At 65.7% G+C, this 24,696-nt stretch carries 24 protein-coding genes and 1 pseudogene; 12 read left to right on the forward strand and 13 right to left on the reverse strand.

Annotated features, from left to right (window positions below):
- The first annotated feature begins 36 nt into the window (after window positions 1-36).
- The 3 genes from AACL56_RS26580 to AACL56_RS26590 are packed head-to-tail and all read left to right on the forward strand — an operon-like array spanning window position 37 to window position 2,724.
- Entirely contained in the window at window positions 37-480 is a 444-nt protein-coding gene (locus tag AACL56_RS26580; protein WP_339092977.1) for a hypothetical protein, read from the forward strand.
- Between the two features lie 50 nt (window positions 481-530).
- Complete coding sequence (locus AACL56_RS26585) at window positions 531-1,691, forward strand: hypothetical protein (protein ID WP_339092978.1); 1,161 nt, start codon at window positions 531-533, stop codon at window positions 1,689-1,691.
- On the forward strand, window positions 1,684-2,724 hold the full coding sequence (locus AACL56_RS26590; RefSeq protein WP_339092979.1) for a DNA methyltransferase: 1,041 nt from the start codon (window positions 1,684-1,686) through the stop codon (window positions 2,722-2,724). The genes AACL56_RS26585 and AACL56_RS26590 overlap by 8 nt, the downstream gene beginning before the upstream one ends.
- 22 nt (window positions 2,725-2,746) lie before the next feature.
- Here the strand turns inward: AACL56_RS26590 and AACL56_RS26595 are convergent, their stop codons facing one another.
- On the reverse strand, window positions 2,747-3,571 hold the full coding sequence (locus AACL56_RS26595) for an IclR family transcriptional regulator (protein WP_339092980.1): 825 nt from the start codon (window positions 3,569-3,571) through the stop codon (window positions 2,747-2,749).
- A 96-nt stretch (window positions 3,572-3,667) separates the two neighbouring features.
- Between AACL56_RS26595 and AACL56_RS26600 the strand changes: the two genes are divergently transcribed.
- Both AACL56_RS26600 and AACL56_RS26605 read left to right on the forward strand, forming a co-directional pair.
- A complete protein-coding gene (locus AACL56_RS26600; RefSeq protein WP_339092981.1) occupies window positions 3,668-5,308 on the forward strand; it encodes a GMC family oxidoreductase in 1,641 nt (546 codons plus the stop codon).
- Between the two features lie 87 nt (window positions 5,309-5,395).
- Window positions 5,396-6,718: an MFS transporter gene (locus AACL56_RS26605; RefSeq protein WP_339092982.1), complete on the forward strand. Its 1,323-nt coding sequence runs from the start codon at window positions 5,396-5,398 to the stop codon at window positions 6,716-6,718.
- Here the strand turns inward: AACL56_RS26605 and AACL56_RS26610 are convergent.
- The 4 genes from AACL56_RS26610 to AACL56_RS26625 form a co-directional block, all read right to left on the reverse strand.
- Window positions 6,710-7,723, reverse strand: coding sequence for an alpha/beta fold hydrolase (locus AACL56_RS26610; protein ID WP_339092983.1), 1,014 nt, complete (start codon window positions 7,721-7,723; stop codon window positions 6,710-6,712). The two genes, AACL56_RS26605 and AACL56_RS26610, sit on opposite strands and share 9 nt — an antisense overlap.
- A gap of 30 nt (window positions 7,724-7,753) precedes the next feature.
- A complete protein-coding gene (locus tag AACL56_RS26615) occupies window positions 7,754-8,428 on the reverse strand; it encodes a DUF6134 family protein (protein ID WP_339092984.1) in 675 nt (224 codons plus the stop codon).
- The gene (locus AACL56_RS26620; protein ID WP_339092985.1) at window positions 8,425-9,216 is read right to left on the reverse strand and encodes a DUF1295 domain-containing protein; all 792 of its coding nucleotides are present in this window, start codon (window positions 9,214-9,216) and stop codon (window positions 8,425-8,427) included. Before AACL56_RS26620 ends, AACL56_RS26615 begins: the two co-directional genes overlap by 4 nt.
- A gap of 130 nt (window positions 9,217-9,346) precedes the next feature.
- Entirely contained in the window at window positions 9,347-10,390 is a 1,044-nt protein-coding gene (locus tag AACL56_RS26625; protein WP_339092986.1) for a cyclopropane-fatty-acyl-phospholipid synthase family protein, read from the reverse strand.
- Window positions 10,391-10,572: 182 nt separating this feature from the next.
- Between AACL56_RS26625 and AACL56_RS26630 the strand changes: the two genes are divergently transcribed.
- Together AACL56_RS26630 and AACL56_RS26635 are read left to right on the forward strand one after the other, a co-directional pair.
- Window positions 10,573-12,120 (forward strand): cryptochrome/photolyase family protein, encoded by a 1,548-nt coding sequence (locus AACL56_RS26630; protein ID WP_339092987.1) that lies wholly within the window; start codon window positions 10,573-10,575, stop codon window positions 12,118-12,120.
- Between the two features lie 15 nt (window positions 12,121-12,135).
- The gene (locus AACL56_RS26635; RefSeq protein ID WP_339092988.1) at window positions 12,136-12,390 is read left to right on the forward strand and encodes a DUF3253 domain-containing protein; all 255 of its coding nucleotides are present in this window, start codon (window positions 12,136-12,138) and stop codon (window positions 12,388-12,390) included.
- Window positions 12,391-12,426: 36 nt separating this feature from the next.
- On the opposite strand, the pseudogene AACL56_RS34355 reads toward AACL56_RS26635, so the two are convergent.
- Window positions 12,427-12,528, reverse strand: a pseudogene (locus tag AACL56_RS34355) (hypothetical protein); the annotation flags it as partial.
- A gap of 183 nt (window positions 12,529-12,711) precedes the next feature.
- Between AACL56_RS34355 and AACL56_RS26640 the strand changes: the two are divergent.
- Entirely contained in the window at window positions 12,712-13,050 is a 339-nt protein-coding gene (locus AACL56_RS26640; RefSeq protein ID WP_339092989.1) for a hypothetical protein, read from the forward strand.
- Window positions 13,051-13,285: 235 nt separating this feature from the next.
- On the opposite strand, the gene AACL56_RS26645 is transcribed toward AACL56_RS26640, so the two are convergent.
- Entirely contained in the window at window positions 13,286-14,701 is a 1,416-nt protein-coding gene (locus AACL56_RS26645; protein ID WP_339092990.1) for an IS1182 family transposase, read from the reverse strand.
- Between the two features lie 515 nt (window positions 14,702-15,216).
- On the opposite strand from AACL56_RS26645, the gene AACL56_RS26650 reads away from it, so the two are divergent.
- Together AACL56_RS26650 and AACL56_RS26655 are read left to right on the forward strand one after the other, a co-directional pair.
- A complete protein-coding gene (locus AACL56_RS26650; RefSeq protein WP_339092991.1) occupies window positions 15,217-15,522 on the forward strand; it encodes a hypothetical protein in 306 nt (101 codons plus the stop codon).
- A 123-nt stretch (window positions 15,523-15,645) separates the two neighbouring features.
- Window positions 15,646-15,936, forward strand: a complete 291-nt coding sequence (locus AACL56_RS26655) for a hypothetical protein (RefSeq protein ID WP_339092992.1) — start codon at window positions 15,646-15,648, stop codon at window positions 15,934-15,936.
- 323 nt (window positions 15,937-16,259) lie between these two features.
- Here the strand turns inward: AACL56_RS26655 and AACL56_RS26660 are convergent, their stop codons facing one another.
- Both AACL56_RS26660 and AACL56_RS26665 read right to left on the reverse strand, forming a co-directional pair.
- On the reverse strand, window positions 16,260-17,237 hold the full coding sequence (locus AACL56_RS26660) for an IS5 family transposase (RefSeq protein WP_339092993.1): 978 nt from the start codon (window positions 17,235-17,237) through the stop codon (window positions 16,260-16,262).
- A gap of 666 nt (window positions 17,238-17,903) precedes the next feature.
- A complete protein-coding gene (locus tag AACL56_RS26665; protein ID WP_339092994.1) occupies window positions 17,904-18,197 on the reverse strand; it encodes a hypothetical protein in 294 nt (97 codons plus the stop codon).
- 352 nt (window positions 18,198-18,549) lie between these two features.
- Here AACL56_RS26665 and AACL56_RS26670 point away from each other — a divergent pair, with 352 nt between their 5' ends.
- Window positions 18,550-19,560 carry a LysR family transcriptional regulator gene (locus AACL56_RS26670; RefSeq protein WP_339092995.1) on the forward strand — a complete coding sequence of 337 codons (1,011 nt, stop codon included), beginning with the start codon at window positions 18,550-18,552 and terminating at the stop codon, window positions 19,558-19,560.
- On the opposite strand, the gene AACL56_RS26675 is transcribed toward AACL56_RS26670, so the two are convergent.
- From AACL56_RS26675 to AACL56_RS26690, 4 genes are all read right to left on the reverse strand, one after another.
- Entirely contained in the window at window positions 19,478-20,371 is an 894-nt protein-coding gene (locus tag AACL56_RS26675) for an ABC transporter permease subunit (RefSeq protein WP_339092996.1), read from the reverse strand. The two genes, AACL56_RS26670 and AACL56_RS26675, sit on opposite strands and share 83 nt — an antisense overlap.
- 164 nt (window positions 20,372-20,535) lie before the next feature.
- Window positions 20,536-21,324 carry a taurine ABC transporter ATP-binding protein gene (locus AACL56_RS26680; RefSeq protein WP_339092997.1) on the reverse strand — a complete coding sequence of 263 codons (789 nt, stop codon included), beginning with the start codon at window positions 21,322-21,324 and terminating at the stop codon, window positions 20,536-20,538.
- A 13-nt stretch (window positions 21,325-21,337) separates the two neighbouring features.
- Window positions 21,338-22,357 carry a taurine ABC transporter substrate-binding protein gene (gene tauA, locus AACL56_RS26685; RefSeq protein ID WP_339092998.1) on the reverse strand — a complete coding sequence of 340 codons (1,020 nt, stop codon included), beginning with the start codon at window positions 22,355-22,357 and terminating at the stop codon, window positions 21,338-21,340.
- A gap of 203 nt (window positions 22,358-22,560) precedes the next feature.
- The gene (locus AACL56_RS26690) at window positions 22,561-24,096 is read right to left on the reverse strand and encodes a PLP-dependent aminotransferase family protein (protein ID WP_339092999.1); all 1,536 of its coding nucleotides are present in this window, start codon (window positions 24,094-24,096) and stop codon (window positions 22,561-22,563) included.
- 140 nt (window positions 24,097-24,236) lie between these two features.
- Here AACL56_RS26690 and AACL56_RS26695 point away from each other — a divergent pair, with 140 nt between their 5' ends.
- The gene (locus AACL56_RS26695; protein ID WP_339093000.1) at window positions 24,237-24,650 is read left to right on the forward strand and encodes a nuclear transport factor 2 family protein; all 414 of its coding nucleotides are present in this window, start codon (window positions 24,237-24,239) and stop codon (window positions 24,648-24,650) included.
- Window positions 24,651-24,696 lie beyond the last annotated feature (46 nt).

Genomic DNA, 24,696 nt, shown 5'->3' on the forward strand with positions numbered 1-24,696 from the left:
CGTCGCCATCCAGAAAAACTCCCAGGGTTGAACCACATGCAAGCAATTGCCGGCCGGCTGGCCGCCTTCCTTCCAGCACTCTCGATGCTCGCCGCTGCCGCGCTCTGGCACGGCGGCGCGCAGGCCGACGACGCGGCGCCTGTCCAGAGCTACAACGACATCGTCAACGCGTACAAGGCCAATCCCCAGCACGCTGGCACGACGTACACGCAGAAACGCCTGGCGTTCAGCGGCCGCGTGATGCGCATGGGCAGCGAAGCGGGCGGCACCTATTTCGGCGCGGTCACCGACGACGGCGCGCAGTTCGACACGCACTTCGAGGTCGGCGACCAGGAAGCCCTGAAGCCGAAGTTCAAGGACCAGAAGATGGCACCCTTCCAGTTGTCGTCGAACCTGGTTTTCGAATGCCTCAACGAGGGCTTCCTGGCCACGGCCTTGGTACCCTCGCCCAAGCTCACGCATTGCCGCCTGGTGAAGTAGCCCATGGTGGCACGGTGACGCCAGACTCGATTCATCGTCCAGCCATCGACATGTCTTCCCCAAGCTCGCGCATCCCGATCCACGATGTGCGCAAGGTCGCCATCGCCGCCTTGCCGCGCAGCGCGAGTTCGCCGCTGTTCGATCGCCTGCGCGCGGCGGTCGGCCAGGTGGCCATGCGCGCTCCCGATGCCGACGAAGGCCTGCGCTGGCACACGCACCGTCTTGGCGGCGTGCCGCGCCGCTTCGCGCAGCCGATCACCTTCACGCCTTACGCGTCGGTGCAGCCGTGCTCGGCACGCTGCGGCTTCTGCTCGGAGAACCTGCGCAAGGCCGACGGCTCGATCGCGGCGTCCCGCCTGCGGCCCGACACCGGCTACTTCGACGGCCTCGCACGCGCGCTGCGGGCACTGCGCGGCGTGCCGCTGTCGTGGTCGCTCTCGGGCCTGGAAACCAGCGACGACGCCGGCTGGATGCTGCAGTTGCTCGACACGCTGGCCGCCGGCGAACGCGACGGTCCGGTGGTCGAGGAGCGCGTGCTCTACAGCAACGGCGCGGGCTTCGCCGCACCCCGCGGCGCGCAACTGCGCAGTGCATTGCAAGACTTCGGACTGAGCTGGCTCGAACTGTCGCGCCATCACCATGACGGCGCCGCCAACCAGGCCATCATGCGGTTCAGGCCCGAAGTGGCCATCGGCGAGCAGGCGGTGTTCGAGCGCACCGCGCGGCAACTTGCCGACGCGGTGGCGCTGCGGCTGGTGTGCATTCTCCAGCGCGGCGGCGTGGCGCAGCCGGCCGATGTGTCGGCGTACCTGCAATGGGCGCAGCGCTGCGGCGCCGGCACGGTGGTGTTCCGGGAGTTCTCCCGGCTCGACAGCAGCTACCGCGACAACGCCACCGCGCGCTACCTGCACGCCCGGCGCGTGCCGATGGACGAACTGCTCGCGGCCTGCCTCGACAACGCCGTCTCGCGTGGCTGGACACTCGAACACCTGACCGAGGGCTACTATTTCTGGAACCTGCGCCTGCGCACCGCGACCGGGCTTCGCGTGGTGTTCGAAAGCGCCGACTATGGCGCCATGCACCAACGCCATGCCAGCGGCGATGTCTACAAGCTCGTCTACTTTCCCGACGGACAGTTGTGCGCGGGCTGGGAGCCCGGGCGCGACGTGCTGCTCGACACCCGCAGCGAAGAGGCACGTGCCCATGCCTAGCCACAGCTGGATGATGCTCGAATCGGAGTCGCCGCGCCACCGCTTGCCCGATGACCTGCGCGCACGCGATCCGCTGGGCGGGCGCGATTGCGGCTGGGTCGAGCAGATGACGCCGTTCGTGCGGCAGTTCTCGCAACCGGGCGAGACCGTCTTCGACCCGTTCGCCGGCTTCGGCACCACGCTGCTCGCGGCACGGCTCCAAGGCCGCACGGCCGCCGGCTGCGAGGTCGATGCCGGCCGCATTTCGCTGATTCGCGAGCGGCTCGCGCGCCACGGCCTCGGCGATGGCCTGACCCTGCTGCACGGATCGTGCGACGCACTCGACGGCGCCACGCTCCCGGACATCGACCTGTGCCTGACCAACGTGCCCTACTTCGGCTGCCGTTGGACGGGCGCCGCGGCGGTTTCGCAGCTCTACGACAGCCGCAGCTACGCGCAGTACCTCGACGGCCTGCGCGACGTGTTCCATGGCGTGCGCGCGAAGCTGCGCGAGGGTGGCCATTGCATCGCGATGGTGGAGAACGTGCGCGTCGGCGATCGCGTGCTGCCGCAGGCCTTCGACCTGGCGCGCATCCTCGGCGCGCTCTTCACGATGGTGGAAGAACGGGTGCTGGTGTATCCCCACGCGGGTGAGAACGACACCGCCACGTCACACACCGATCGCCGACACGAATACGCGTTGGTGTTCCGCAAGGAGCGCGAGCGCATCGACCTGCAGGCCACCTCAGGGCTGCTCGACGCCCTGCGCGCGCACGGCCATGCCTTCACGCTGATCGGCAGCTTCGCGCGATGGCTCGCCGATCCGCAGGGCACGCCGCCGGCCGACGCCGACATCCGCGTGGAAGCCGATGCGCAACGCCTCGATGCCCTGCTGCGCTGGCTGCGCGGCGAAGGCTTCAGCATCACGAGCTGGGGCGATCCGGTGGCACTGCCGCTGCATTTCAACGGCTACCGCGGCCGTCATTACTTTCGCGCCGAGCGCATCGACAGCCGCGGCGCGCTGGTGCGCCTCGACATCGGCTACGAAGAATAGGCGAGGCGCACCCGCGCAGGGCTCAGAGCAGCCCGCTCATGCGAGCGGCGGCGGCTTTCAGCGCATCGATGCGCTCGAGCGCATCGTCCATCGACATGCGCGCCGTCGGCGCGTGCACCGCCAGCGCGGCGCGCACCAGGCCCGCCGCATCGCGCACCGGCACGGCCACGGCCACCAGCCCTGCAATGAACTCCTCGCGGTCGCACGAGTAGCCGCCCCTGGCGATCGCTTCGCACTCGGTGCGCAGCGCCTCGGCCGTCACCAGCGTGTTGGCCGTCATGCGCTCCAGCGGCAGCCTGTCGATGAGCGCGTCGCGTTCCTTCTGCGGCATCGACGCCAGGAACAGCTTGCCGCTGGCGGTGCAATGCAGGGGCACGTGCGAACCCACGTCCAGCGTGAGCCGCAGCGGCCATTGCGCCTCGACGCGGTCGAGGTACAGCACCTGCGCGCCGTCGAGCGTGGTCAGGTTGCAGGTCTCGCCGACCTGGCGCACCAGCTCCGACAGCACCTCATGACGCAGCCCGCGCACCACGCCGTGGTTGAGCGTGTCGAAAGCCAGCTTGCGCAGCGCGGGGCCGACGCTGAACGAACGCTCGTCCACGTCGCGCGCCAGGAAGCCGGCGCCGAGCAGCTGGGTGCAGATGCGGTGCGCGGTGCCCTTGGGCAGGCCGAGCCGGGCAGCCAGCTCGGCCAGCGTGAGGGCACGGCCCTCGTTGGCCAGCAGCGCCAGGAGGCGAAGGCTGCGCTCGGCGGAAGAGCCGGAGGCGGTCTCGGCTTCATCGGCGGAAACCACTGGCGAAATCACTGCGTCGGGCACTGCAACCGGGGCGCGCGCGGAACGGGGCATGCGGGTAAACCTTAAAAATGGAACATTGCGTTCCGAAAATCATTGGCCTAGTATGCGGCCGAGCCTCGCGATTGTTCCACTCCAGGACCCCATTGCATGCCTGATGAAGAGTTCGACTACATCGTTGTCGGCGCCGGTTCCGCCGGCTGCGTGCTGGCCGCGCGCCTGAGCGAGGACCCGGCCACGCGCGTGCTGCTGCTCGAGGCCGGCCCGCCCGACCGCTCGCTATGGATCCACCTGCCCATCGGCTACGGCAAGACGATGTGGAGCCCCACCTACAACTGGCGCTTCGAGACCGACCCCGACCCGAACATGAACGGCCGCCGCATCTACTGGCCGCGCGGCAAGACGCTGGGCGGCTCCAGTTCGATCAACGGGCTGATCTACATCCGCGGCCAGCGCGAGGACTACGACCACTGGGCCGCGCTCGGCAACACCGGCTGGGGCTACGACGACGTGCTGCCCTACTTCATCGCGTCCGAAGGCAACGAACGCGGCGGCGACGCCTTCCACGGCGGAAGCGGTCCGCTGAAGGTGTCCGACATCGCCGCGAAGCACGAACTCATCGAGGCCTTCATCGAAGGCGCCGGGCAGGTCGGCGTGCCGCGCACGCGGGACTTCAACGGCGCCGTGCAGGAAGGTGCCGGCTACTACCAGCTGACCACGCACAAGGGCTGGCGCTGCAGCACCGCCAAGGCCTACCTGACACCCACGGTGAAGCAGCGGCCCAACCTGCGCATCGAGACCGACGCGCTCGCGGGCAAGCTGGTGTTCGACGGGCGCCGCGCCGCGGGCGTGGTCTACCGCCAGGGCGGTGCGATGAAGACCGCGCGCTGCCGCGCCGAGGTGCTGCTGTCGGCCGGCTCGCTGCAATCGCCGCAGCTGCTGCAGCTCTCAGGCATCGGTCCACGCGCGCTGCTGGAGCGCTTCGGCATCCCGGTGGTGCACGAACTCCCCGGCGTGGGCGAGAACCTGCAGGACCACCTGCAGATCCGCCTGGGCTACGAATGCACCAGGCCCATCACCACCAACGACCAGCTCAACTCCTGGTTCGGACAGATGGGCATGGGCATGGAATGGCTGCTGCACCGCACCGGTCCGCTGGCGGTGGGCATCAACCAGGGCGGCTGCTTCATGCGCGCACTGAAGGACGAGAGCGGCCGGCCGGTGGCGGCCACGCCCGACATCCAGTTCCACGTGGCGACCCTCTCGGCCGACATGGCGGGCGGCAAGGTGCATCCGTATTCGGGCTTCACGATGTCGGTGTGCCAGCTGCGGCCCGAGTCGCGCGGCCATGTGCGCATCCGCTCGCTCGACGCGGCCGAGCCGCCCGAGATGCAGCCCAACTACCTGTCCACCGAGCTCGACCGCGCCACCACCGTGGCCGGCGTGCGGGCGGCGCGCGCCATTGCCGAGGCCCCTGCGATGCGCCCGTATGTGAAGCGCGAGGTCAAGCCCGGCCCGCAGGCCGGGAGCGATGCCGACCTGCTCGAGTTCTGCCGCAACAACGGCGCCACCATCTTCCACCCCACCGGCACCTGCCGCATGGGCAGCGACGCGCTCGCCGTGGTCGACGCGCGCTTGCGCGTGCACGGCGTGGCGGGGTTGCGCGTGATCGACTGCTCGGCCATGCCCACGCTGGTGTCGGGCAACACCAACGCGCCCGCCGTGATGATGGCCGAGAAGGCCGTCGACCTGATCAGAGAGGACGCCATGGCGGCCGTGGCCGCGATCTAGCTTTCCGGTTTTTCCGCGCAACCCCAGGCCCGAAAGCCCGCAGAGGCACGCAGGCCGCCACGACAACAACCTCATCGGAGACAAAACATGAGTGCTAGCGACGAGAAAGCGATTCGCAGGGTGGTGGTTTCGGCCCTGGTGGGCGCCACCATCGAGTGGTACGACTTCTTCCTGTACGGCGTGGTGGCCGGCATCGTGTTCAACAAGCTCTACTTTCCGGGCAGCGACCCGGTGGTGTCGACCTTGCTGGCCTACACCACGTTCGCAGTGGGCTTCGTCACGCGGCCGCTGGGGGGCGTGATCTTCGGCCACTTCGGCGACAAGATCGGCCGCAAGAGCATGCTCATCATCACGCTGATGATCATGGGCGTGGCCACCTTCCTGATCGGCCTGGTGCCCACCTATGCGCAGATCGGCATTGCGGCACCCTTGCTGTTGCTGCTGCTTCGCGTGGCGCAGGGCATCGGCCTGGGCGGCGAATGGGGCGGCGCGGTGCTGATGGCCTACGAATACGCGCCGAAGGAAAAGCGCGGCTTCTATGCGTCGCTCCCGCAGATCGGGCTGGCCATCGGCCTTTGCCTGGCGTCGGGCGTGGTGGCCTTGCTGTCCTGGCTGCTGAGCGACGAGCAGTTCCTGGCCTGGGGCTGGCGCATCGCCTTCCTGATCTCGGGCGCGATGGTGATGGTGGGCATGTACATCCGCCTGCACGTGAAGGAAACGCCCGAGTTCGCGGCCGTGAAGGCGCGCAACGCCGAACTGCGCATTCCGTTCATGGACATGATCCGCCGCTATCCCGGCAATGTGCTGAAGGGCATGGGCGCGCGCTATATCGACGGCGTGTTCTTCAACATCTTCGGCGTGTTCTCCATCAACTACCTCACGAGCACCATCAAGATCAGCCGCACCGAGGCGCTGCTGGGCGTGATGGCGGCGGCGGTGGTGATGTGCTTCGCGATTCCGTTCTTCGGGCGCATGTCCGACCGGCTGGGGCGGCCCAGGGTCTACATGTGGGGTTCGCTCATCACGGCCGTGTCGGCGTTTCCGGGCTTCTGGCTGATGACCCACAGCGGCGGCAACGTGCTGCTGATCTGGCTGTCGATCATCGTGCCCTTCGGCATCCTGTATGCGTCGGTGTACGGGCCGGAGGCGGCGCTCTTCTGCGACCTGTTCGACGCCAAGGTGCGCTACACGGGCATCAGCTTCGTCTACCAGTTCTCGGGCATCTTCGCCTCGGGCATCACGCCGATCATCGCGACCGCGCTGCTCAAGTCGGGCAACGGCGATCCGTGGCAGATCTGCATCTACGTGCTGTTCGCGGGCGTGGTGTCGGCGGTGTGCGCCTGGATGATCGGACGCTCGGCCCTGCCGGCGGATGCTGCGGACGCACGCGTGGCGGTGCCCTCACGGTGAAACGCGCACGGGTGCGCCCGCGCGCACCTGAGCGACCACCGACAGCACCGCGCGCACGACCGCGCCGGGGTCGTCGAACTGGATGTCGTGGCCCGCGTCCGGCAGCAGCCGGTGCGTGCCGCGCGTGGACCAGCCCGCGATCTCGTCGTGCATCTCCTTCCAGAGCGCCTGAACTTCCCTGCCTTGCGCGGACGTGATCTTCATGCCGTGCAGTTCGCGCTCGGTGTAGGGCGCCATGGCGGTGAGCACGACCAGCGGGCGATCCCCCAGTTCGCGAAAGGCGCCGGCCTCGGCCAGCGTGGGCTCGGTGGCATCGCCTTCCTTCAGCTCCGTGCGGAACGACGTGGGCGCGAAGGCGCGCACCGCCTGCACATCGTGTGCGGACTGGTGGTTCGCCTGCGGCAGCAGCACCGGTGCCATCAGCCGGACCAGTCCCGACCAGCCCAGGTTCAGCACGATGCGCGACAGCAGCGAGCGCGACTCCGTCATGTAGCGCACCACCCGCGCCGCCTGCTCGGGGTGCGACGGGTCGACCAGCACCAGCCCCGCCACCTCGGCACCGAAGTACCGCGTGAAGGTCACCACGTAGGGGCCGCCGATGGACTGGCCGACCATCACGTAGGGGCCGCGCTCTCCCGCGCGCTGCAGTGCGGCATGGAGGTCCTGCGCGACCTGCCGTGCGGTCGAAGGCTCGCCGGACGGATCGCTCCACATCAGTCCCGCGCGGCTGTAGGCGCAGGCGCGCGTGTGCGCCGCCACCTCTGGCAGCACCGCAGACCAGGCCAGCGAGCCGTCGGGCCCCTGGCCGGACTCGAACACCACGGTGGGCGAACCGGTGCCGCGGCAGTCGAGCTGGATGCGCCGCCCGCCGATGTCGACCATCTGGCCCGGCGGCGGAAAGTCGCGCGCCGCGCGGTAGCGGCCGACCTGTTCGCAGATCGCACCTGCCAGCACCCCCAACCCGATGAAGGCGGCCATGGTGGCGGCAATGCGCAAGGCGTTCATCGCTTCCCTTTCGGCGTCGAAGGCACAAGCCTACTTGAGCCGATAACTGAGCTTGCGGTTCCCGCTGACGATGGAATCGAGCCCGAGCCATTCGCCCTGCGGCGAGTACCAGACGTCGATCGGTTGCGCCTCGGTGGCAATGCGCCAGCGCGTTGCTGCCATCTGCTGGCCGCGCACATCCACCGTGCCGCTGCCGGCGCGGCTGACCCGCACCGCCTCGAGCTTGCCGCTCTGTGCGTTCAGCAGCCGTTCCTGCCCGCGGATGCCCGGGTTCCAGTAGGCGAAGCTCATCACGCAGCCGTCGACCGAGCGCGTGCCCTTGGGCGTCGTGACGGCCAATGCGCCGTCGTCTCCGGCCGGTTCGGCATCCACCTTCTCGGGCGTGCCGTCGTCGTCGGTCGTCGATCTCAGTCGGCGCAGGCAGTCGCCGCGCCATGTCTCGGTGGCCGAATGCCGGTATCGGTAGACCGTCACGCCCAGCAGCTTCACGGCAAAGCTGGCCTCGCTCACCAGTTGCCGTTCGCCGCCGGCGGTGCTGGCCAGCGCGAAGCGGTGCTCGCCGATGGGCGCGTCGTCGAGCAGCACGCGAAAGTCCCATTCGCCGCGCGCCAGGCTTGAAGCCGAACCGGACGCGGCGTGCGAGAACACGGCCAGAGAGGCAACCGCCACGGCAAGGGCGGACAGTCGCATGGCGCGATGCGTCATGGCGTCTTCCGGCTGCTGCGCACCGGCCCCGGAATGAACGCATTCGTGCGCGCGATGTACTCGCGATAAGCCGGCCGGCGCTCGCCGATGTCGCCTTCGAGCATGCGAACGCCCGACACCTTCAGCAGAAGGAAGGTCATGAGCAGCGGCGACACCACGCTCCACGCGCCGTCCCATCCCGCCCCGCCGATGGCCATGAGCCAAAGCCCCCACCAGACGCAGCATTCGCCGAAGTAGTTGGGGTGTCGCGTGTAGCGCCACAGGCCGCGGTCCATCACCTGATCCTTGCTCTTCGGGTCGGCCTTGAAGCGCGCCATCTGCGCGTCGCCGATCGCCTCGAAGAAGGTGCCGAACAGCGCAAGCGCCATGCCCAGCAGGTCGAGCGCACCCAGCGGACGCAGCGCCGCCATGCCCGGCAGGAACGGTGCGGACACCGTCCATGCCAGCACCGCCTGCAGCGCGAACACCAGGTACAGGCTCCTGAAGCCGAAGTTCGGCTGGTTGCGCGCACGGATCGCCTGGTAGCGCCGGTCTTCGCCGTGTCCCCAGTTGCGCCAGGTGATGTACAGGCACAGCCGCACCGCCCAGGCCGTCCCGACGACGGCCATGCAAAGCCCGCGCAGCGTCTGCGCCGGCAGCAGCACGAAGTAGACGACGCCCGCCCCCACGATGCACAGCGGCCACATGCGATCGATCAGGCTCGCGTCGTGACGCACCAGGCTGGCGACCCACGTAGCGAAGGCCAGCAATGCGGTCAACGCCAGGCCCCCCAAGGAAACATGAACCATGCTGCTCATGACAGGCGCGCCCGCATTGAGCCGCGGGGCGCCGTGGAACCGGCTTCGCCGGGCCACAGGCGCCGCCCCCGGCAGGGGGAAGGAGAAGCGACACGAAGTGCGCGAAGCCTGGGGGCGAGCCTCATTTCCGGCGCTCGAAGAGGTAGTGGCTCACCCACCACCGTTGCCCATGGTCGAAGCCGAACAGCTCAGCCACCGACATGAAGAACAGCCGCCAGCGCGTCCACCACACATTGGCCTCCGCGCCGTAGGTGGCCTGGAACAGCGGGCGCAGCGCGTCGCGGCGCTCGTCCATGTTGCGCAGCCAGGCCTCGGCCGTGCGCTGGTAGTGGCTGCCTTCCCAGCGCCAGCGGCGCAGCAGCCTCAGGTCGTCCTGGCAGTGCAGCGCCAGGTCGTCGCTCGGCATCATCCCGCCCGAGAAGAAATACTTGCTCATCCAGTCGCTCGGGTCGCGCACCTCGAACGGGTACGGCGCCTCCTTGTGCGCGAACACGTGCATGAAGAAGCGCCCGCCTGGCCGCAGCCACCGCGCCACGTTCGCAAAGGCCTGCGGCCAGTTGCGCAGGTGCTCGAACATCTCGACCGACACCACGCGGTCGAAGCGTTCGTCGGTGTCGAACTGGTTGATGTCGCGGGTCAGCACCCGCACGTTGCGCAGGCCTCGCTGGGCCGCCTGCGCCTCGATGTACTCGCGCTGCGAGTTGGAGTTCGACAGCGCTGTGATCCGGCTGTTCGGGTAGTGCGAGGCCATCCAGAGCGTGAGCGAACCCCAGCCGCAGCCGAGCTCCATCACGTCCTGCCCGTCCGCGAGGCCGGCCCGCTCGCAGGTCGCGGCCAGCGCGGCCGATTCGGCTTCTTCCAGCGTCCGGGTGCCTTCGGGCCAATAGCAGCTGCTGTATTTGCGGTGATTTCCCAGCACTTCGCCGAAGAAGGCGGCAGGAACCTCGTAGTGCTGCTCGTTAGCCTTTTCGGGCAGCGGCGCCAGGTTGGCCGAACCCATGCGCGCGACGAAGTCCTGCGTGAGGTCGGCCACGGCCAGCGCGTTGCCCGCCTTCAGCTCCTGAAGCCGGTCCTTCAGCAGGCGGCGAATGCCGCGGCGAACCACCGTGTCCGGCACCAGGCCCTTCTCGACCCAGCGGATGGCAAATGAGATGTCTTGAGGCATGTCGGTTTTTTCCTCGTTGGGCACGTCGAAGCGCATGCCGCAGGCACTGGTACGCAGCAGCCCGGCATTTGGATGCGCCCGGCCCATTGTGGACGCCGCGCCCGGTTCTGGCGTTCTCTTACAAAGGGGGCGGTGCGCCGCCGCTAAGCTGGCAAGCCGTAATTTCACTCCTCAACCTGTCGATGCACCTGTCGATGCGAAACCTGGTGGTGGTGCTGGGCGACCAGCTGAGCCCGTCAAGCGTGGCGTTCGAGGGCTTCGACGCCGCGCAGGACCGCGTGTGGATGGCCGAGGTGCGCGAAGAATCCGAACACGTTCCCAGCACCAGGATGCGCACCGCCATCTTCCTGTCGGCCATGCGCCACTTTGCCGAGGCGCTCACCTCGCGCGGCATGCCCCTGGAGTACCTGAAGCTCGGCACGCACCGCTTCGATTCCATCGGCAACGCGCTGGCCGACACGCTGTCGCGCCACCGCCCCCAGGCGGTCGTGATGACCGAAGCCGGCGACTGGCGCCTCGAGCAGGCGATTGCCGGCGTCTGCCGGGCTGCGAATGTCCCGCTGCGGGTTCGCGACGACCTGCACTTTCTGGCCTCGCGCGCCGAATTCGCGGAACACGCGCAGGGCAAGCGCCGCCTCGTGATGGAGGCCTTCTACCGGCAGATGCGGGTGAAGCATCAAGTGCTGCTGGACGACAGCGGTCAGCCCGAGGGCGGCCAGTGGAACTTCGACCACGACAACCGCGGCGCCTTCGGCCGCGAAGGGCCCGGCATGCTGCCGCCGCCACCCTCGTTCGCGCCCGACGCCATCACCCGCGAGGTGCTGGCCGAAGTCGAGACGCACTTCGGCGACCACTACGGCAGCGCCGAGCAGTTCGACTGGCCGGTGACACGCGAACAGGCTCTTGTGGCCTTGAAGGATTTCATCGCCTACCGCCTGCAGGACTTCGGTCGATTCCAGGACGCCATGTGGACCGACGAGCCCTTCCTGTACCACGGACTGCTGTCTTCGTCCTTGAACCTGAAGCTGCTCGACCCGCGCGAAGTGATCGACGCCGCCGTGGCGCACTGGCGCGCGGGCGCCGTGCCGCTGGAATCGGTGGAAGGTTTCGTGCGTCAGATTCTCGGGTGGCGCGAGTTCATGCGCGGCGTTTACTGGTGGCGCATGCCCAAGCTCGCCGAAGCCAACGCACTGCAGCACCACCACGACCTGCCCGGCTGGTACTGGACGGGCGACGTCCACATGAACTGCATGAAGCAGGCCATCGGCCAGACCCTGCGCACCGGCTACGCGCATCACATCCAGCGGCTGATGGTCACCGGCAACTTCGCCCTCACCTTCGGCGTGGCGCCGTCGCAGGTGCATGCGTGGTACCTGAGCGTTTATGTCGATGCCGTCGAATGGGTCGAGCTGCCGAACACCGTGGGCATGTCGCTCTACGCCGACGGCGCGCGCTTCGTGACCAAGCCCTACGCCGCAGGCGGTGCGTACATCCGGCGCATGAGCAACTACTGCGACGGCTGCCGCTACAAGCCCGGCACGCGCAGCGGCGACGGCGCATGCCCCATGACGGTCATGTACTGGGACTTCGTGGCGCGTCACGAACGGATGCTGGAGAACAACCCGCGCACGGTGATGATGACGAAGAACCTGCAGCGGTTCAGCGCGGAAGAACGTGCGGAGATGCGGCGCACCGCGGATGCGATGCGCGCACGGCCGGAACTGCTGTAGCTGGAGGCTGCTTCGATGAACAGCGACGAGACGATCGAGCGAACCATCTTCGAACTGCTGGCGCAGCGTGATGCGGCAGCGTCGATCTGTCCGTCGGAGGTGGCGCGGGCGCTGGCGAAGAGCGATGCTGCCTGGCGGGCGTTGATGCCTGATGTGCGGCGGGTGGCCTCGGAGTTGGCGGCGAAAGGAGCGCTGCGGGTCACGCGGGGCGCAGACGAGGTCGATTCGACGTCTCCGGGTGGACCGGTGCGCTTGCGTCGGCCGAAGTAGCGCACCGGCCCATGTTTGAGATCACAGTTTGTGATTTCAAAGCTGCTCGCTCCGCCGGCCGCCGCGGCCGATGTTTGAGGTCACAGTTTGTGACCTCAAAGCCGCCCATTCATCGGGCGAGAGTTGAAACATGAAATCGGCGGGGAAGCGTTAGCGCCGGCATTCTCGATGCCTGGTGCGGAACGACACTGATCTTGCGTCAATGCGACATCGAATCTTCGCGATAAGACACCTGGCGCCCGACGCCGTCCCGCTGCATCCCGCTGCGGTGCCTTGCGACCACGGCAAAATGCGACAGGCCGGAGTCGGCCAGGAGCGGACATGACAATATCAACCAACCAGCTTGTCGAGGCGCTTGTTCAGATGCCTCAGTCCGAACTCGTCGAAGTCATAGCGACTGCTTTGGCGCAGAGAACAGGCGAGGTCGCAAGGCCTGAATGGCAGGAGGCCAGGCTGTGTTTGGCAGAGGCCCATCGTCAGCACGAAGGTTCCAATCAGCCTTCGGATTGGGATGTCTTGCTGTTCGCCCGCGCGCAAAACCCGGAGGACCATATGGATGACGGTTCATTGCAAGAGGGCGGGCACTGCGGGCACACCTTAACGGGCTACGCCAAGCAGGTGATCTGCCCGATCTGCGGCAAGCCCGCTTCGCTGACGTAGCTCGTGTCTTGAGTTAGTCCACCGAATGGGTACGACACCGACCTGCACAGTTTGAACATCAGCAATCTGGAAGGGGCGTCCGGCAGCTTTGGGCCCGAAGCTCGGATGCCGCGACAGGCTACAGTCGGCCGATTGTGTTGAAAAACTCGCCTTGAATCTAGCCTGGGCTGGCGATTCCACAGGCTCGTAGTCGAGCTGGTGCTTCGGGAACGCGTGGCAGCCTTGCGGCCTTATCTCACGCCGTCTTCATTGCCGCACTCGCTTCAGATGGGATCAACCACTTCGCCATTCGCCGCAGGTTCTGGGCGGTGGCGGCCATCAAGAACTCGTCCTGCGCACCACTGAGCCCGCGAAGCCGCAGGCGATCCAGCTTCATGATGCGCTTGAGGTGTGCGAACAGCATCTCTACCTTCTTGCGCTCCCTGCGCGATTGGCTGTACTGCGGTGTCTGCGCAATGGATCGCGCCATCTCACGGGCACCCTCATGGATGCTGCGGGCGATCTTTCGGAATGGCGTGCTCGGGCAGCAGCGATCCTTCATCCCACAGGCGATGCAGTCTGCCTGGCTCGCCCGATAGATGACGGTGTCGGCCTTGGTGATGCGGGTGCGCGGCGTCGTGAACTGCCGCCGGTCGTTGCGCAACGCACGGCCTTCAGGGCAAACATATTCATCGCGCTCGGGCTGCCATTGGAACTCGCCGATTGACAAACTTCCGTCCTTTCGGACGGTCTTGTCCCACACAGGCACGTGAGGTTCGATCTGCTTGCTCTCGACCATCCAGCCGAGCAGTGGTGCGGTGCCATACGCGGTGTCGCCCACGAGCCGCCGCGGCTTGATGTCGAAGCGCTGCTCTACGCGGTCAATCATCGTCCGGGTGGAGTCGACCTCCGGCGTGCGATGCGCCGGCGTTGCCTCCACGTCCATGATGATTCCCGCCGACAGATCGATCAGGTAGTTGGTTGAGTAAGCGTAGAACGCCGGGCCACCTGGTGCTGCGGTCCATTGCGCAGCAGGGTCGGTCGGGGAGACGTTCCGTGATGCGGCCGCCGTTTCGCGCACCTCTTCAGGCGCATCCTCGGGCATTGGATTTTCGGCATCGAGCGCGTCAAGGTACTCGCGCACCGCGCGGTTGCACTGGGGGCCCTGGCGCCATTGTGCGAGGTCGGAAGCAGGAACGTTGCGCGCACGGTTCGCGTCGGCCTTGATGATGCTGGCATCGACGGCGAATCCCTCGCCTTGAACCAGGCCTTCAGTCATGCAACGGCGCAGCACTGCCTCGAAGACGAAGCGCAATGCATCGCTCTGGCGGAAGCGGCCGTGGCGGTTCTTGGAGAAAGTCGAGTGATCAGGCACTCCGTCCTCAAGGCCAAGGCGACAGAACCAGCGATAGGCCAAATTGAGATGGACTTCCTCGCACAGCCGGCGCTCGGATCGGATGCCCAGGCAGTAGCCGATGACGAGCATGCGAATCATGAGTTCGGGATCGATCGAGGGTCGGCCTGTGTGGCTGTAGAACGGTGTCAGATGTTGGCGCAGATCGCCGAGATCGAGGAAGCGATCAACGCCTCGCAGCAGGTGATCGCGTGGGACGTGATCTTCGAGGTTGAATGCGTAGAACAGCTGATCCTGAACGATGCTCCGACCCATCATGATGCGTACCTCCATCGATGACGAAGGGCATGCAAGCTACGAGCCAGTTCTTAGAATTCGGGGGAGTTTTTCAACACAATCGGCCAGAACCGGCCATTCGCCGTGCCGGCGCAATTTGCCAACAAGCGGACGTCCGCGGTTTCGGCACAATCCGTTGGAAGGAGCGCGGACGTGGTGACTCGATGGTTCCATGCCCCCTCACACCTTGGACCTACGAATGTTGCATCGCCTTTATTGCTCAAGCGGAAATACGGTCGGAGTCGACGAGTACGTCTGTTACTCGGAGATCGGAGACGACGGATCTTGGGTGCGTTACGTCGAAATAAAGTCAGATGGAACGGCGCTCCGATACGACACCGAACGTGCCGCGGATCAGTACGGAATCCTTCCCGAAGGTGAGTGGGAGGAAGCGGAATCAACAATGAGGGAGTACGGCACGGTTGCAGCGATATCCGCCGAGTTGTTCCAAGCGGTTTGGTCCGTGACTCGGTGCATCAACGACGAGAGGAGAACAGATGAAAGCAGAGTTCACCGTTTTTGAGGATGCTGATGGCTACTGGTTTGTTCCACGTAGCGAGGAAAATGCTGCTATTGCGGATCCATCGTCATATCGTGTCTCTGTGCATTCCACAAAGATTGCGGCATGCCGCGACGCACTCCTTCAAGCGATTGACACTGGTGCAAATGAGCTGCACCTCCACGGCTTCGGGTCAACCACCAGCATCAAGCGGGAGGCGGCTTCAAGTGGGGTGAAGCCCTTTATCTACTGGCCTTCGATCACTACTCGGATCGCTCCGTTTGTGCGAGCCAAGAAGTCATAGTTCAGACCTTTCTTTGCCGGCTCGTGACGGCCAAGAACGGACATTTGCCGAAGTGGCAGGTTTCGCGATTCCCATAGCTAAATCCAAATCATTCATATGCCTGAAGTACATCCTCGCGGTCAAATGCTGGCCTTCGATCCTTGTCTGAATACGCTCGTCGCACAGCCGGGATTGATGTTGTCCTGCACCAATATCGCAGAAATGCTTGAACAGGTTGAGATGGAGACTGGTGCTTACGTTGTGCCACATGACCCGCCGAAATACTTCCGGTACCACCTCTCGCGCAGCGACCCAAACTTTGTGTTGGTGGATATCCATGTCACTCGCGATGGGAAGGAGATATGCGTTAAGCAAGACATTTCATTTCCGCTGCTTCCGAGCGACAAGGTAATGTTCGGCCATCTTGCCTGCTGAGCAGTCGTTGAAACGTCATCGCCACGTAGATGATCCCTCATCTCGGTATGACAACTGTGTAGTTCTCAGGGCACAACCTCAACTTCCGTTGCCCGCGAGGAGCAAGCAGTCATTCAGCGCATAGCAATATATGCATGTAATCGCATGTTCCTGCTCGATGCACAACGGCGCGGCATCGATTTCCGAATCACGGTCCTGCGACACTTAGGGAACGTCTGATCAAGTCGTAAATTGGCCTGATGACGAGAGTGCGTGATGTCCCGCTGCGCTCGCAGGCTTGTCGCAGCGTGCATTTGATGCGTTTGCGAGCCTTTGTGGCTCCTTCACGCGGCCTTCGGACGCACCAGTCCCATCATCGCAATCAGTTTGCGTCTGGCCATCCACAGGTTCGACAGCGCAAACAGCGTGATCACATGCGCCGTATTCTTGGCCAGCCCCTTGAATCTCACCTTCGTCAGACCGAATTGCCGCTTGATCACGCGGAATGGGTGTTCCACCTTCGCACGCATGCTGGCCTTCTGATATTCCTGCTTGCGTGCCTGAGCCTTGGCTCGGCCCTCGGGCATCTTCGCCATGTCGCTGGGCCGACCCGCAATGTGCCATTGCACGCTGCGTTCCACTCGGCTCTGTGCTCCGCGATAGCCCGAGTCCGCCCACACTGCGTCTTCCTTGCCGTGCAGCAGGTCGCCCACTTGTTCCACGTCCGCTTCGTTGGCCGCCGTGGTCGTCACCGTGTGCACCAGCCCCGAGTCCGCGTCCACACCGATGTGCGCTTTCATTCCAAAGTGCCATTGGTTGCCCTTCTTCGTCTGGTGCATCTCAGGGTCTCGTTCGCCGCTCTCGTTCTTGGTGGAACTAGGCGCCGCGATGATCGTGGCATCCACGATGGAGCCTCTCTTCAGAAGCAACCCCTTCCTGGCCAGATGGGCGTTGACCTGCTTGAAGATGCCTTCGGCCAAGTCGCTGGCCTCCAGCAGGTGGCGGAAGTTCAGGATCGTCGTCTCGTCGGGGATTGACTCCATCCCCAGGCCCGCGAACGTGCGCAGCGAGGTGATCTCGTAGAGGGCTTCCTCCATCGCCGGGTCGCTCAGTGCGAACCAGTTCTGCATCAAATGCACACGGAGCATGGCTTCGAGCGGATACGGTCGACGCCCGCGGCCTGCCACCGGGTAGTGCGGCTCGATGACCTTGAGCAGCGCCTTCCAGGGTACGACCAACTCCATCTCTGCGAGGAAGACTTCCCGTCGTGTCTTCTTCCTCTTGCCCGCATGCTCGGCATCCGAAAAACTGATCTGGCTCATTGTGGCGCTCCTCCAGCATGCCTGATCAACGTTCAGAGCGAGCATTCGTGGACTTGATCAGACGTTCCCTAGCGGCTCAAAGAACAGCAATGCTTGGCAGGGAGCAGCTGCCGATGATTGGGAAGCCAAGAATGCCGCCAGGGCAGATGCTCAGCAACGATTCCCCAATGCTGTAAACATCCTGATCGACAGCCTGACAAAGCGTTAGCCTGTGCCATCGCGGCGCGTTGCACTTTCACGCCGTAGGAGCAGCAATCTGCCTCGCCCCGCCACTTGAGCGACCAAGCGAGTGGCCGCTTTGGAGCGAATCGAACTTCGGCTTCGGGCCCTTTTGAGACATTGGACCTCACCCAAAGCAGCCGGTCGCGAGCCCAGATCGGTGCGAGAGTGGCACACATCGCGCGGCTCCAGTGGCGCGAAATCAAAATCTGCGAAGGTTCAACGCCCGCTTCGCGAAGGTCGGATGGGGCCAGTGGTGCAACAAAGACGGCCCCGAGTTCTAGCCGCTAAAGTTCACTGGCGTTCCGCACCTGGGCCCTCGCAGAAGCCCGGCTTGCTTTCCAAGCCGCTCGCTCGGCAGGCGCATTTGCGGACAAAGCCGACGTTTTCAGTCGCTCTCACTGCGGCAACTGGCTGCCGCGTGTCGCGCGTCGGCATTCGACGCCGTCATTTCGCGCCACCTTCGCCCACGGCAACACGCAACGCCCGCACCGCAGCATCGGCCGTCTCGATTCGCCGATGCAGTTCCTCATTGACCACCTGCACCAGCGCGCTGAGTTCGGAACGATTCGGACAGACCTCCTCCGTGTCCTGCACGCGCTGGGGATCGATGAGTTTCTCGATGCACGCATACGCGCGCTGCACTGCGCGAAGACTCTCGACGTCATCGCACGCCTGCAGCGCAAGCGATTCCGCGCTGGCGGATTCAGAAGATTCGGGGAACGAAGGGACATGAGCCATGAATGGCCTCCAAAGCAGTTCGGTTTGCATAAACCGCCGCTCCCAACGCCAATTGAGGGCGGCAGCTCGAACAGGTTGGCGTACCGGGAACTGCTTGCGCAAACCGGCGAGCCTCGCGGCTCCCTGCTCGAGCCGCCAAAAAGGGGCACGAACGAAAAAGCCGCAGTGACTCTGCGGAGAAATCTGCGGCTTTCGTCGCAGCAGTTACACGGGACGCCAATCCCGATCACACCTCTTTTTGACGTGACGGCGCGCAGTATAGCCACGCCGATATCCGCACCGCAGCCGGGGAAAACCGCCGAAGCCCCCGCGAAAAACCCCGAACCCGGAAGCTGGAACAATCCGCCCACTTATGGACGGCCTCGACCTCATCAAAACCTTCCGCGAAGTCGCGTTCCGGCGCAGCTTCTCCCGCGCGGCGATCTCGCTGGGCATGTCGAAAGCCACGGTGAGCCGCTATGTGGCGGAGCTGGAAACCCGCAGCGGGGTGCGCCTGCTGAACCGCTCCACCCGTGCGCTGAGCCTGACGGACGCGGGCCAGGTGCTGCTGGAGCGCAGCACCGAGCTTGTGACGATGGCCGAGAACACGCTGAACGACCTGCAGGCGCATGGCTCTCACCCGCGCGGGCGGCTGCGCATGAGCGCGCCGCACGGGCTCATCGCGGGCTGGCTCTCGGACGTGATCGCGGGCTTCATCAAGCGCTACCCCGACGTCTACGTGAGCCTGGTGTTCACCAACGATGACCTCGACCTGATCGAGGAAGGCATCGACATCCACCTGACGGGCGGGCGCATTGACGACATGAACCTGATCGTGCGGCGGCTGGTGCAGTTCGACATGGTGGTGTGCGCGTCGCCCAGCTACTGGGCGCAGCGCGGCATTCCGCAGGTGCCCGACGACTTGGGCAAGCACGAGGTGCTGAGCTATTCGGCGCAGCCCACCACGCACCTGCCCTTCGAGACCGACGGCCAGCCGCACGACGTGGCTGTGCACAGCCGCATGGAGGCGAACGACGCGATTGCGCTGATCGAACTGGCCTTGCGCGGCGTGGGCGTGGCCTATGTGCCGGAACCGCTGGCGCAGCCGCACCTGGAGCGCGGCGCGCTGGTGCCGGTGCTGCGCGAGCACATGCCGCACGAGCACTGGCTGTACGCCGCGTACTCGCAGCGCCGCCACAACAGCGCGGCCATGCGCGCGATGCTCGACTTTCTGGAGCAGTCGATGGGGCCGAACGGCGAGTTCCCGCAGGCCATGCCTGCGGCCCAGCCGGTGGCGCCGCCTACATGCGCCCTTTCCAGGGCACCAGACGTCGCTCGAGCCACCGCATCAGCAGGTCGAACAGGTACGCGACCACGCCAATGACGACGATGCCCATGATGACGATGTCGGTGCGCAGGAAGTTCGACGCGTTCAGCACCATCTGACCCAGCCCCATGTTGGCCGCCACCATCTCGGCGGCCACCAGCGTGGTCCAGCCGAAGCCGATGGCGATGCGCATGCCCACCAGGATGTCGGGCAGCGCCGACGGCAGGATGACGTGGCGGATCACCTGCATGTAGCTCGCGCCCATCGAATACGCCGCGTTGATCTGCTCCTGCGATGCGCTGCGCATGCCCGAGCGCGCGGCCAGCGTCAGCGGCGCGAAGCAGCTCAGGAAGATCAGCAGCACCTTGGGCAGCTCGTCGATGCCGAACCAGATGATGATGAGCGGCAGGTAGGCCAGCGGCGGCAGCGGCCGGTAGAACTCCAGCGGTGGGTCGAAGATGCCGCGCCAGAAGCGGCTCATGCCCATGGCAATGCCCACCGGAATGGCCGTGACGCAGGCCAGCAGGAAGGCCGAGAACACACGGAACATGCTCGCCAGGAAGTGCTGCCACAGCGGCTTGTCGTTGGCCTGGCCGGTCAGGTATTCATAGAACTGCTGGAACACCGCCTGCGGCGTGGGCAGGAACAGCGGCTTGACCCAGCCCATGTTGGTCACGACGAACCACAGCGCCACCAGCACCACCACGGTGACCACGCTGATGGTCACGCTCGAGCCCTCGCCCGGCACCTTGAAGGCGCTGGTCTTGAGCTTGGCGCCCGACTGAGGCGGCGGCGGCGCAGCAGCAGGCTCGGAGGTCGCGGCGCTGTCTGTGGTTGGCTTCATGGAAATTGGTACGGCTGCGGACATCTCATCGGCTCCACAAAGTTGCGCGCGCACTGTTGCCGGGCTGGGCGTTCCCGGTTCTTTCGGGAGACGCCGAGGAACCGGCTCTGCCGGGCCTCCGGCGTTGCCCCCGGAAAGGGGGCAGGAGAAGCGACACGAAGTGCGCGAAGCCTGCGGGTGAGCCAAAGTCAGACATGGGCAGCCTCGCGATGATGAATGATCGACAGGACTTCTTCGCGCATGCGGATGAATTCCGGCTCGGACTTCACCTTGCGCGAATCGCCATGCGAAAGGTATTGCCGCGAAAACGGCACGTTGTCGTACACATGCGAGATGCGCCCCGGGCTCGGGCTCATCACGATCAGCCGCGTGGCCAGGAACAGCGCCTCTTCCACCGAGTGGGTGATGAAGAACACCATCTTGTTCGACTTGGACCAGGCCTGCAGGAGGATCTCCTGCACCTGTTCGCGCGTGAACGCATCGAGCGCGCCCATGGGTTCGTCCATGAGCAGCACGGCCGGGTCGCTGGCCAGCGCGCGCGCGATGCCCACGCGCTGCTGCATGCCGCCCGACAGTTCGTACACCGCGCGGTCCGCGTACTTCTGCAGGCCGACGAGGTTGAGCTTCTCCTCGGCGATGCGGTCGCGTTCGGCCTTGCCCATGCCGCCCAGGCGCAGGCCCAGCGCCACGTTGTCGCGCACGTTGAGCCAGGGCATGAGCGCGTGCTTCTGGAACACCACGCCGCGGTCGGCACCCGGGCCGGCCACCGGCTTGCCGTCGAGCAGGATCTCGCCGGTGGAAGGCGGCAGGAAGCCCGCGATGCTGTTGAGCAGCGTGGTCTTGCCGCAGCCCGAGGCGCCGAGCGCGACGACGAAGTCGCCGTCGTGCATGGTGAGGTTCACCGGCGCCAGCGCCTGCAGCGTGCCGCCCTTGACCGCGTAGTTGACCGTCAGGTCGCGAATGTCGAGCGTGGGCATGCGTGGCCCTCGCTCACTTGCCCATCGCCTTGTCGACGTAGGCCGTCGTCACGTAGGCGCTGTAGTCGGGCTTCACCTCCTGCACGCGGCCCTGCTCCTTCAGGAAAGCCGCCGTGTTGGCCATGGCCTTGGCCGCGCCGCCGCCGAGCCACGTGGGCGAGACCTGCTCGGCCATCGTCGGGAAGGTGTAGAGCGCCATGGCCGCACCCACGTCCTTCGGGTCGGCCTTGGTCCACTTGGCCATGGCCTTGGTCTGCGGCGAGTCGGGCGTCCAGCTCTTGCCCGAGGCCTTGTACTCTTCGTTCGCGCGGTTCAGCGCCTTCACGAAGGCGACCATGAAGGGCTCGTTGGCCGCCGCCCACTTGGCGTTGACCACGATCCCTTCGAACGTGGGCGCACCGCGCTTGCCGATGCTGCCCGACGTGGCAATGGTCTTGCCGTTGGCCTTGATCTTGGAGAGCACCGGGTCCCAGATGAACGTGGCGTCGATGTCGCCGCGCTCCCACGCGGCCGCGATTTCCGGCGGACGCATGTTCATCACGTTCACGCTCTTCGGGTCGACCCCGTCCATCTTCATGCCGGCCATGAGCTGGTAGTGCGCCGTCGACACGAAAGGCGTGGCCACCTTCTTGCCGGCCAGGTCCTTCATGCTGTTGATGCCCGAGGCGTTGCGTGCGATGAGCGCCTCGGCATTTGCGATGTCGGCCGAGATCCAGAACAGTTTTATGTCCTGCCCCTGGCTGGCGGCCGCCGTCAACGGGCTGGAGCCGGTTTCACCCATCTGCACGTCGCCTGAAGCCATTGCGCGGATCACGTCGCCGCCGCCGGAGAACATGCGCCAGTTGATCTTGTAGCCGGTGGCTTTTTCGACCTCGCCGGATTCCATGACGAGGCGCAGCGGCACCAGCATGTCCTGGTGCGCGAAAGTGACTTCCTTGGCCTGCTGCGCGGAGGCTGCGGTAGTGCCGCAAAGGGCTGCCAGCGCGGCAGCCATCAGGGCGAACTGGAGGGGGACACGGCGGGACATCGTCATCGGTTTCTCCGGTGGGTGAATCTCGCCGCGACTTTGCACCGATCGCATCCAGCCAGGAAGTACCAGCGACTGTGTCGGCATGGAGCCAGTCGGTGAGTGAATACCCTTGTTGTGGTGCGTTCTGCACGGGGTAGGTGCATGTTGTTTTGGTGAGCTTGCTTTCCGGGGCCGGGTCTCGACCCGGCCCCGGTAAACAAGAAAGCTCAGTGCATCCGCCGCCCAGGCGCCCGTGACTCCCCTCGAGCCAAAGCCAACTCCTCCACAGCCATCCCCAAAGCCCGAATCCCCGCCGGAATCTGCGCCGCAGCAATCGAAGAAAGCCGCAACCGAAAGAACGGACAGGGATAAGGAGGCCGGGCAAAGAACACGTCCCCCGCCTCGATCAGCACCCCGTGGTTGCGCGCCATCAAAGCCAGCTCCGTGGCATCCACCCAGGTAGGCGCCTGCACCCAGATCGAAGCCCCTCCGGAAGGCAGCCGGAACTCGAAGTCGGGCAGGTGGTCACGCAGCGCCTGCGCAGCCAGCGCAAGCCGTTCCTGCATTGCATGGTTCACCCGCCGCGCATGCGACTCGTGATGCCCCAGCGAAAGAAACAGCGCATACGCGTGCTGCAAAAAGGCACTCGGGTGCCGCACCATCGCATGCCGGATGACCCGCAGTTCCTTGATCAGTGCACGCGGCGCCACGATGAACCCCAGCCGCAGCGCCGGCGACAGGCTCTTCGACACGGAGCCCACGTAGATCACCCGCCCCGTCTTGTCCAGGCTCTTGAGCGCCGGCATCGGCGTGCCCTCGTACAGGTTCTCCGCCTCGTAGTCGTCCTCGATGATCACGAAGTCCTGCAGCTCCGCCTTGCGCAGCAGCCACTGCCGCCGCTCCAGGCTCAGCGTGGCCGTGGTCGGGCTCTGGTGCGAGGGCGTCACGAACAGATAGTCCGCAGCCGGCAGCGCGTCGACCACCAGCCCGTCCTCGTCCACGTCCACCTCGACCCACTTCGGCTGCCGCAGCGAGAAGCTGTTGCGCGCATGCGGGTGCCCGGGCTCTTCCAGGCCCACGCGGGTCTGCTCGTCGAACAGAGCCTCTGCCAGCAGGTAATAGGCATGCTGCGCGCCCATCGTCACCAGGATCTCTTCCTTCAGCGCGAACACGCCGCGCTTGGGCAGCAGCCGCGTGCGGATCTGCTCGATGAGATCGGGCACGTCGTCGGTCTCGAAGTCGGGCGTCCAGTGCGGCAGCTGGGAGCGCGCCAGGCTGCGCGCGCAGCATTCGCGGAAGTCTTCGGTGGGAAACAGCTGCGGGTCGTAGTTGCCGTAGACGAAGGGATACGGATAGTCGCGCCAGCGGTCGGGCTTGGACAGCGTCGGCTTGTCGACCAGCGAGCGCAGCACGCGCCCCGACCAGTCGGGCGGCTGGCTCGCCTGCCCGCTGCGCCCCACCAGCGGCTCCGCGTGCGCGGCGGACACCGGCCGTGCGTTGCGCGCCACGAACACGCCGCTGCGCGGACGCGCCTCCAGAAAGCCTTCGTCGATCAGCTGCAGGTAGGCCGAGGTGACGGTGTTGCGGCTCAGCCCCAGCAGCGCCGCCAGCTCGCGCGACGAGGGCAACGGCGCCCCGGGGCTCAGGTGTTCTTCAAGAATGGCCTGCACCACGGCGGACCGCAAACGGGCCTGCAGGGGCAACGCCGGCTGGTCGGGCAGCGCAAAGAGCTGCGCCCATTGGGTGGCTCGCGGGTTGGGCATGGTGCGCCGCAGTTTAGGGCAGCGCGCGCGATTCTTCACCTTCGCGCGGCATTCTGGCTCGGTCGAATCCCCGCAACTGGCCCTATCGCGTGGCCAGCCTGCTGCCTACGCTTGCCCCCATTCCTTTCCGGAGCTTTCGCGTGACCTCTTCTTCGTCCTCTTCCTCTTCCACCGTGACCACCGACACCCTCGCCGCCTTCAGCGATGCATGGAACCGCCACGACATCGATGCCCTGATGAGCTTCATGACCGAGGACTGCATCTTCCAGACGGCAGCCGGCCCCGACGCCTGCGGCACGCGCCATGTGGGCACCGAGGCGGTGCGCAACGCCTTCGCCGGCGCCTGGGCCGCGGTGCCCGATGCGCAATGGGTGAACGGCCAGCACTTCGTGCACGGCGACTTCGGCACCTCGCAGTGGACCTTCACCGGCACCGCCGCCGACGGCAGCCGCATCGAGACCGACGGCATCGACGTCTTCACCTTCAAGGGCGGAAAGATCCACCTGAAGAACGTGTTCCGCAAGGCCCGCCCCAACCTGCCTGCCGCCAGGTAAGGCAAGCCGACGCAGCCCGGCCTCTTCTCCTCTTCTCTTGGAGCCC

The organism is Variovorax paradoxus (assembly GCF_902712855.1).
Classification (GTDB): domain Bacteria; phylum Pseudomonadota; class Gammaproteobacteria; order Burkholderiales; family Burkholderiaceae_C; genus Variovorax; species Variovorax paradoxus_Q.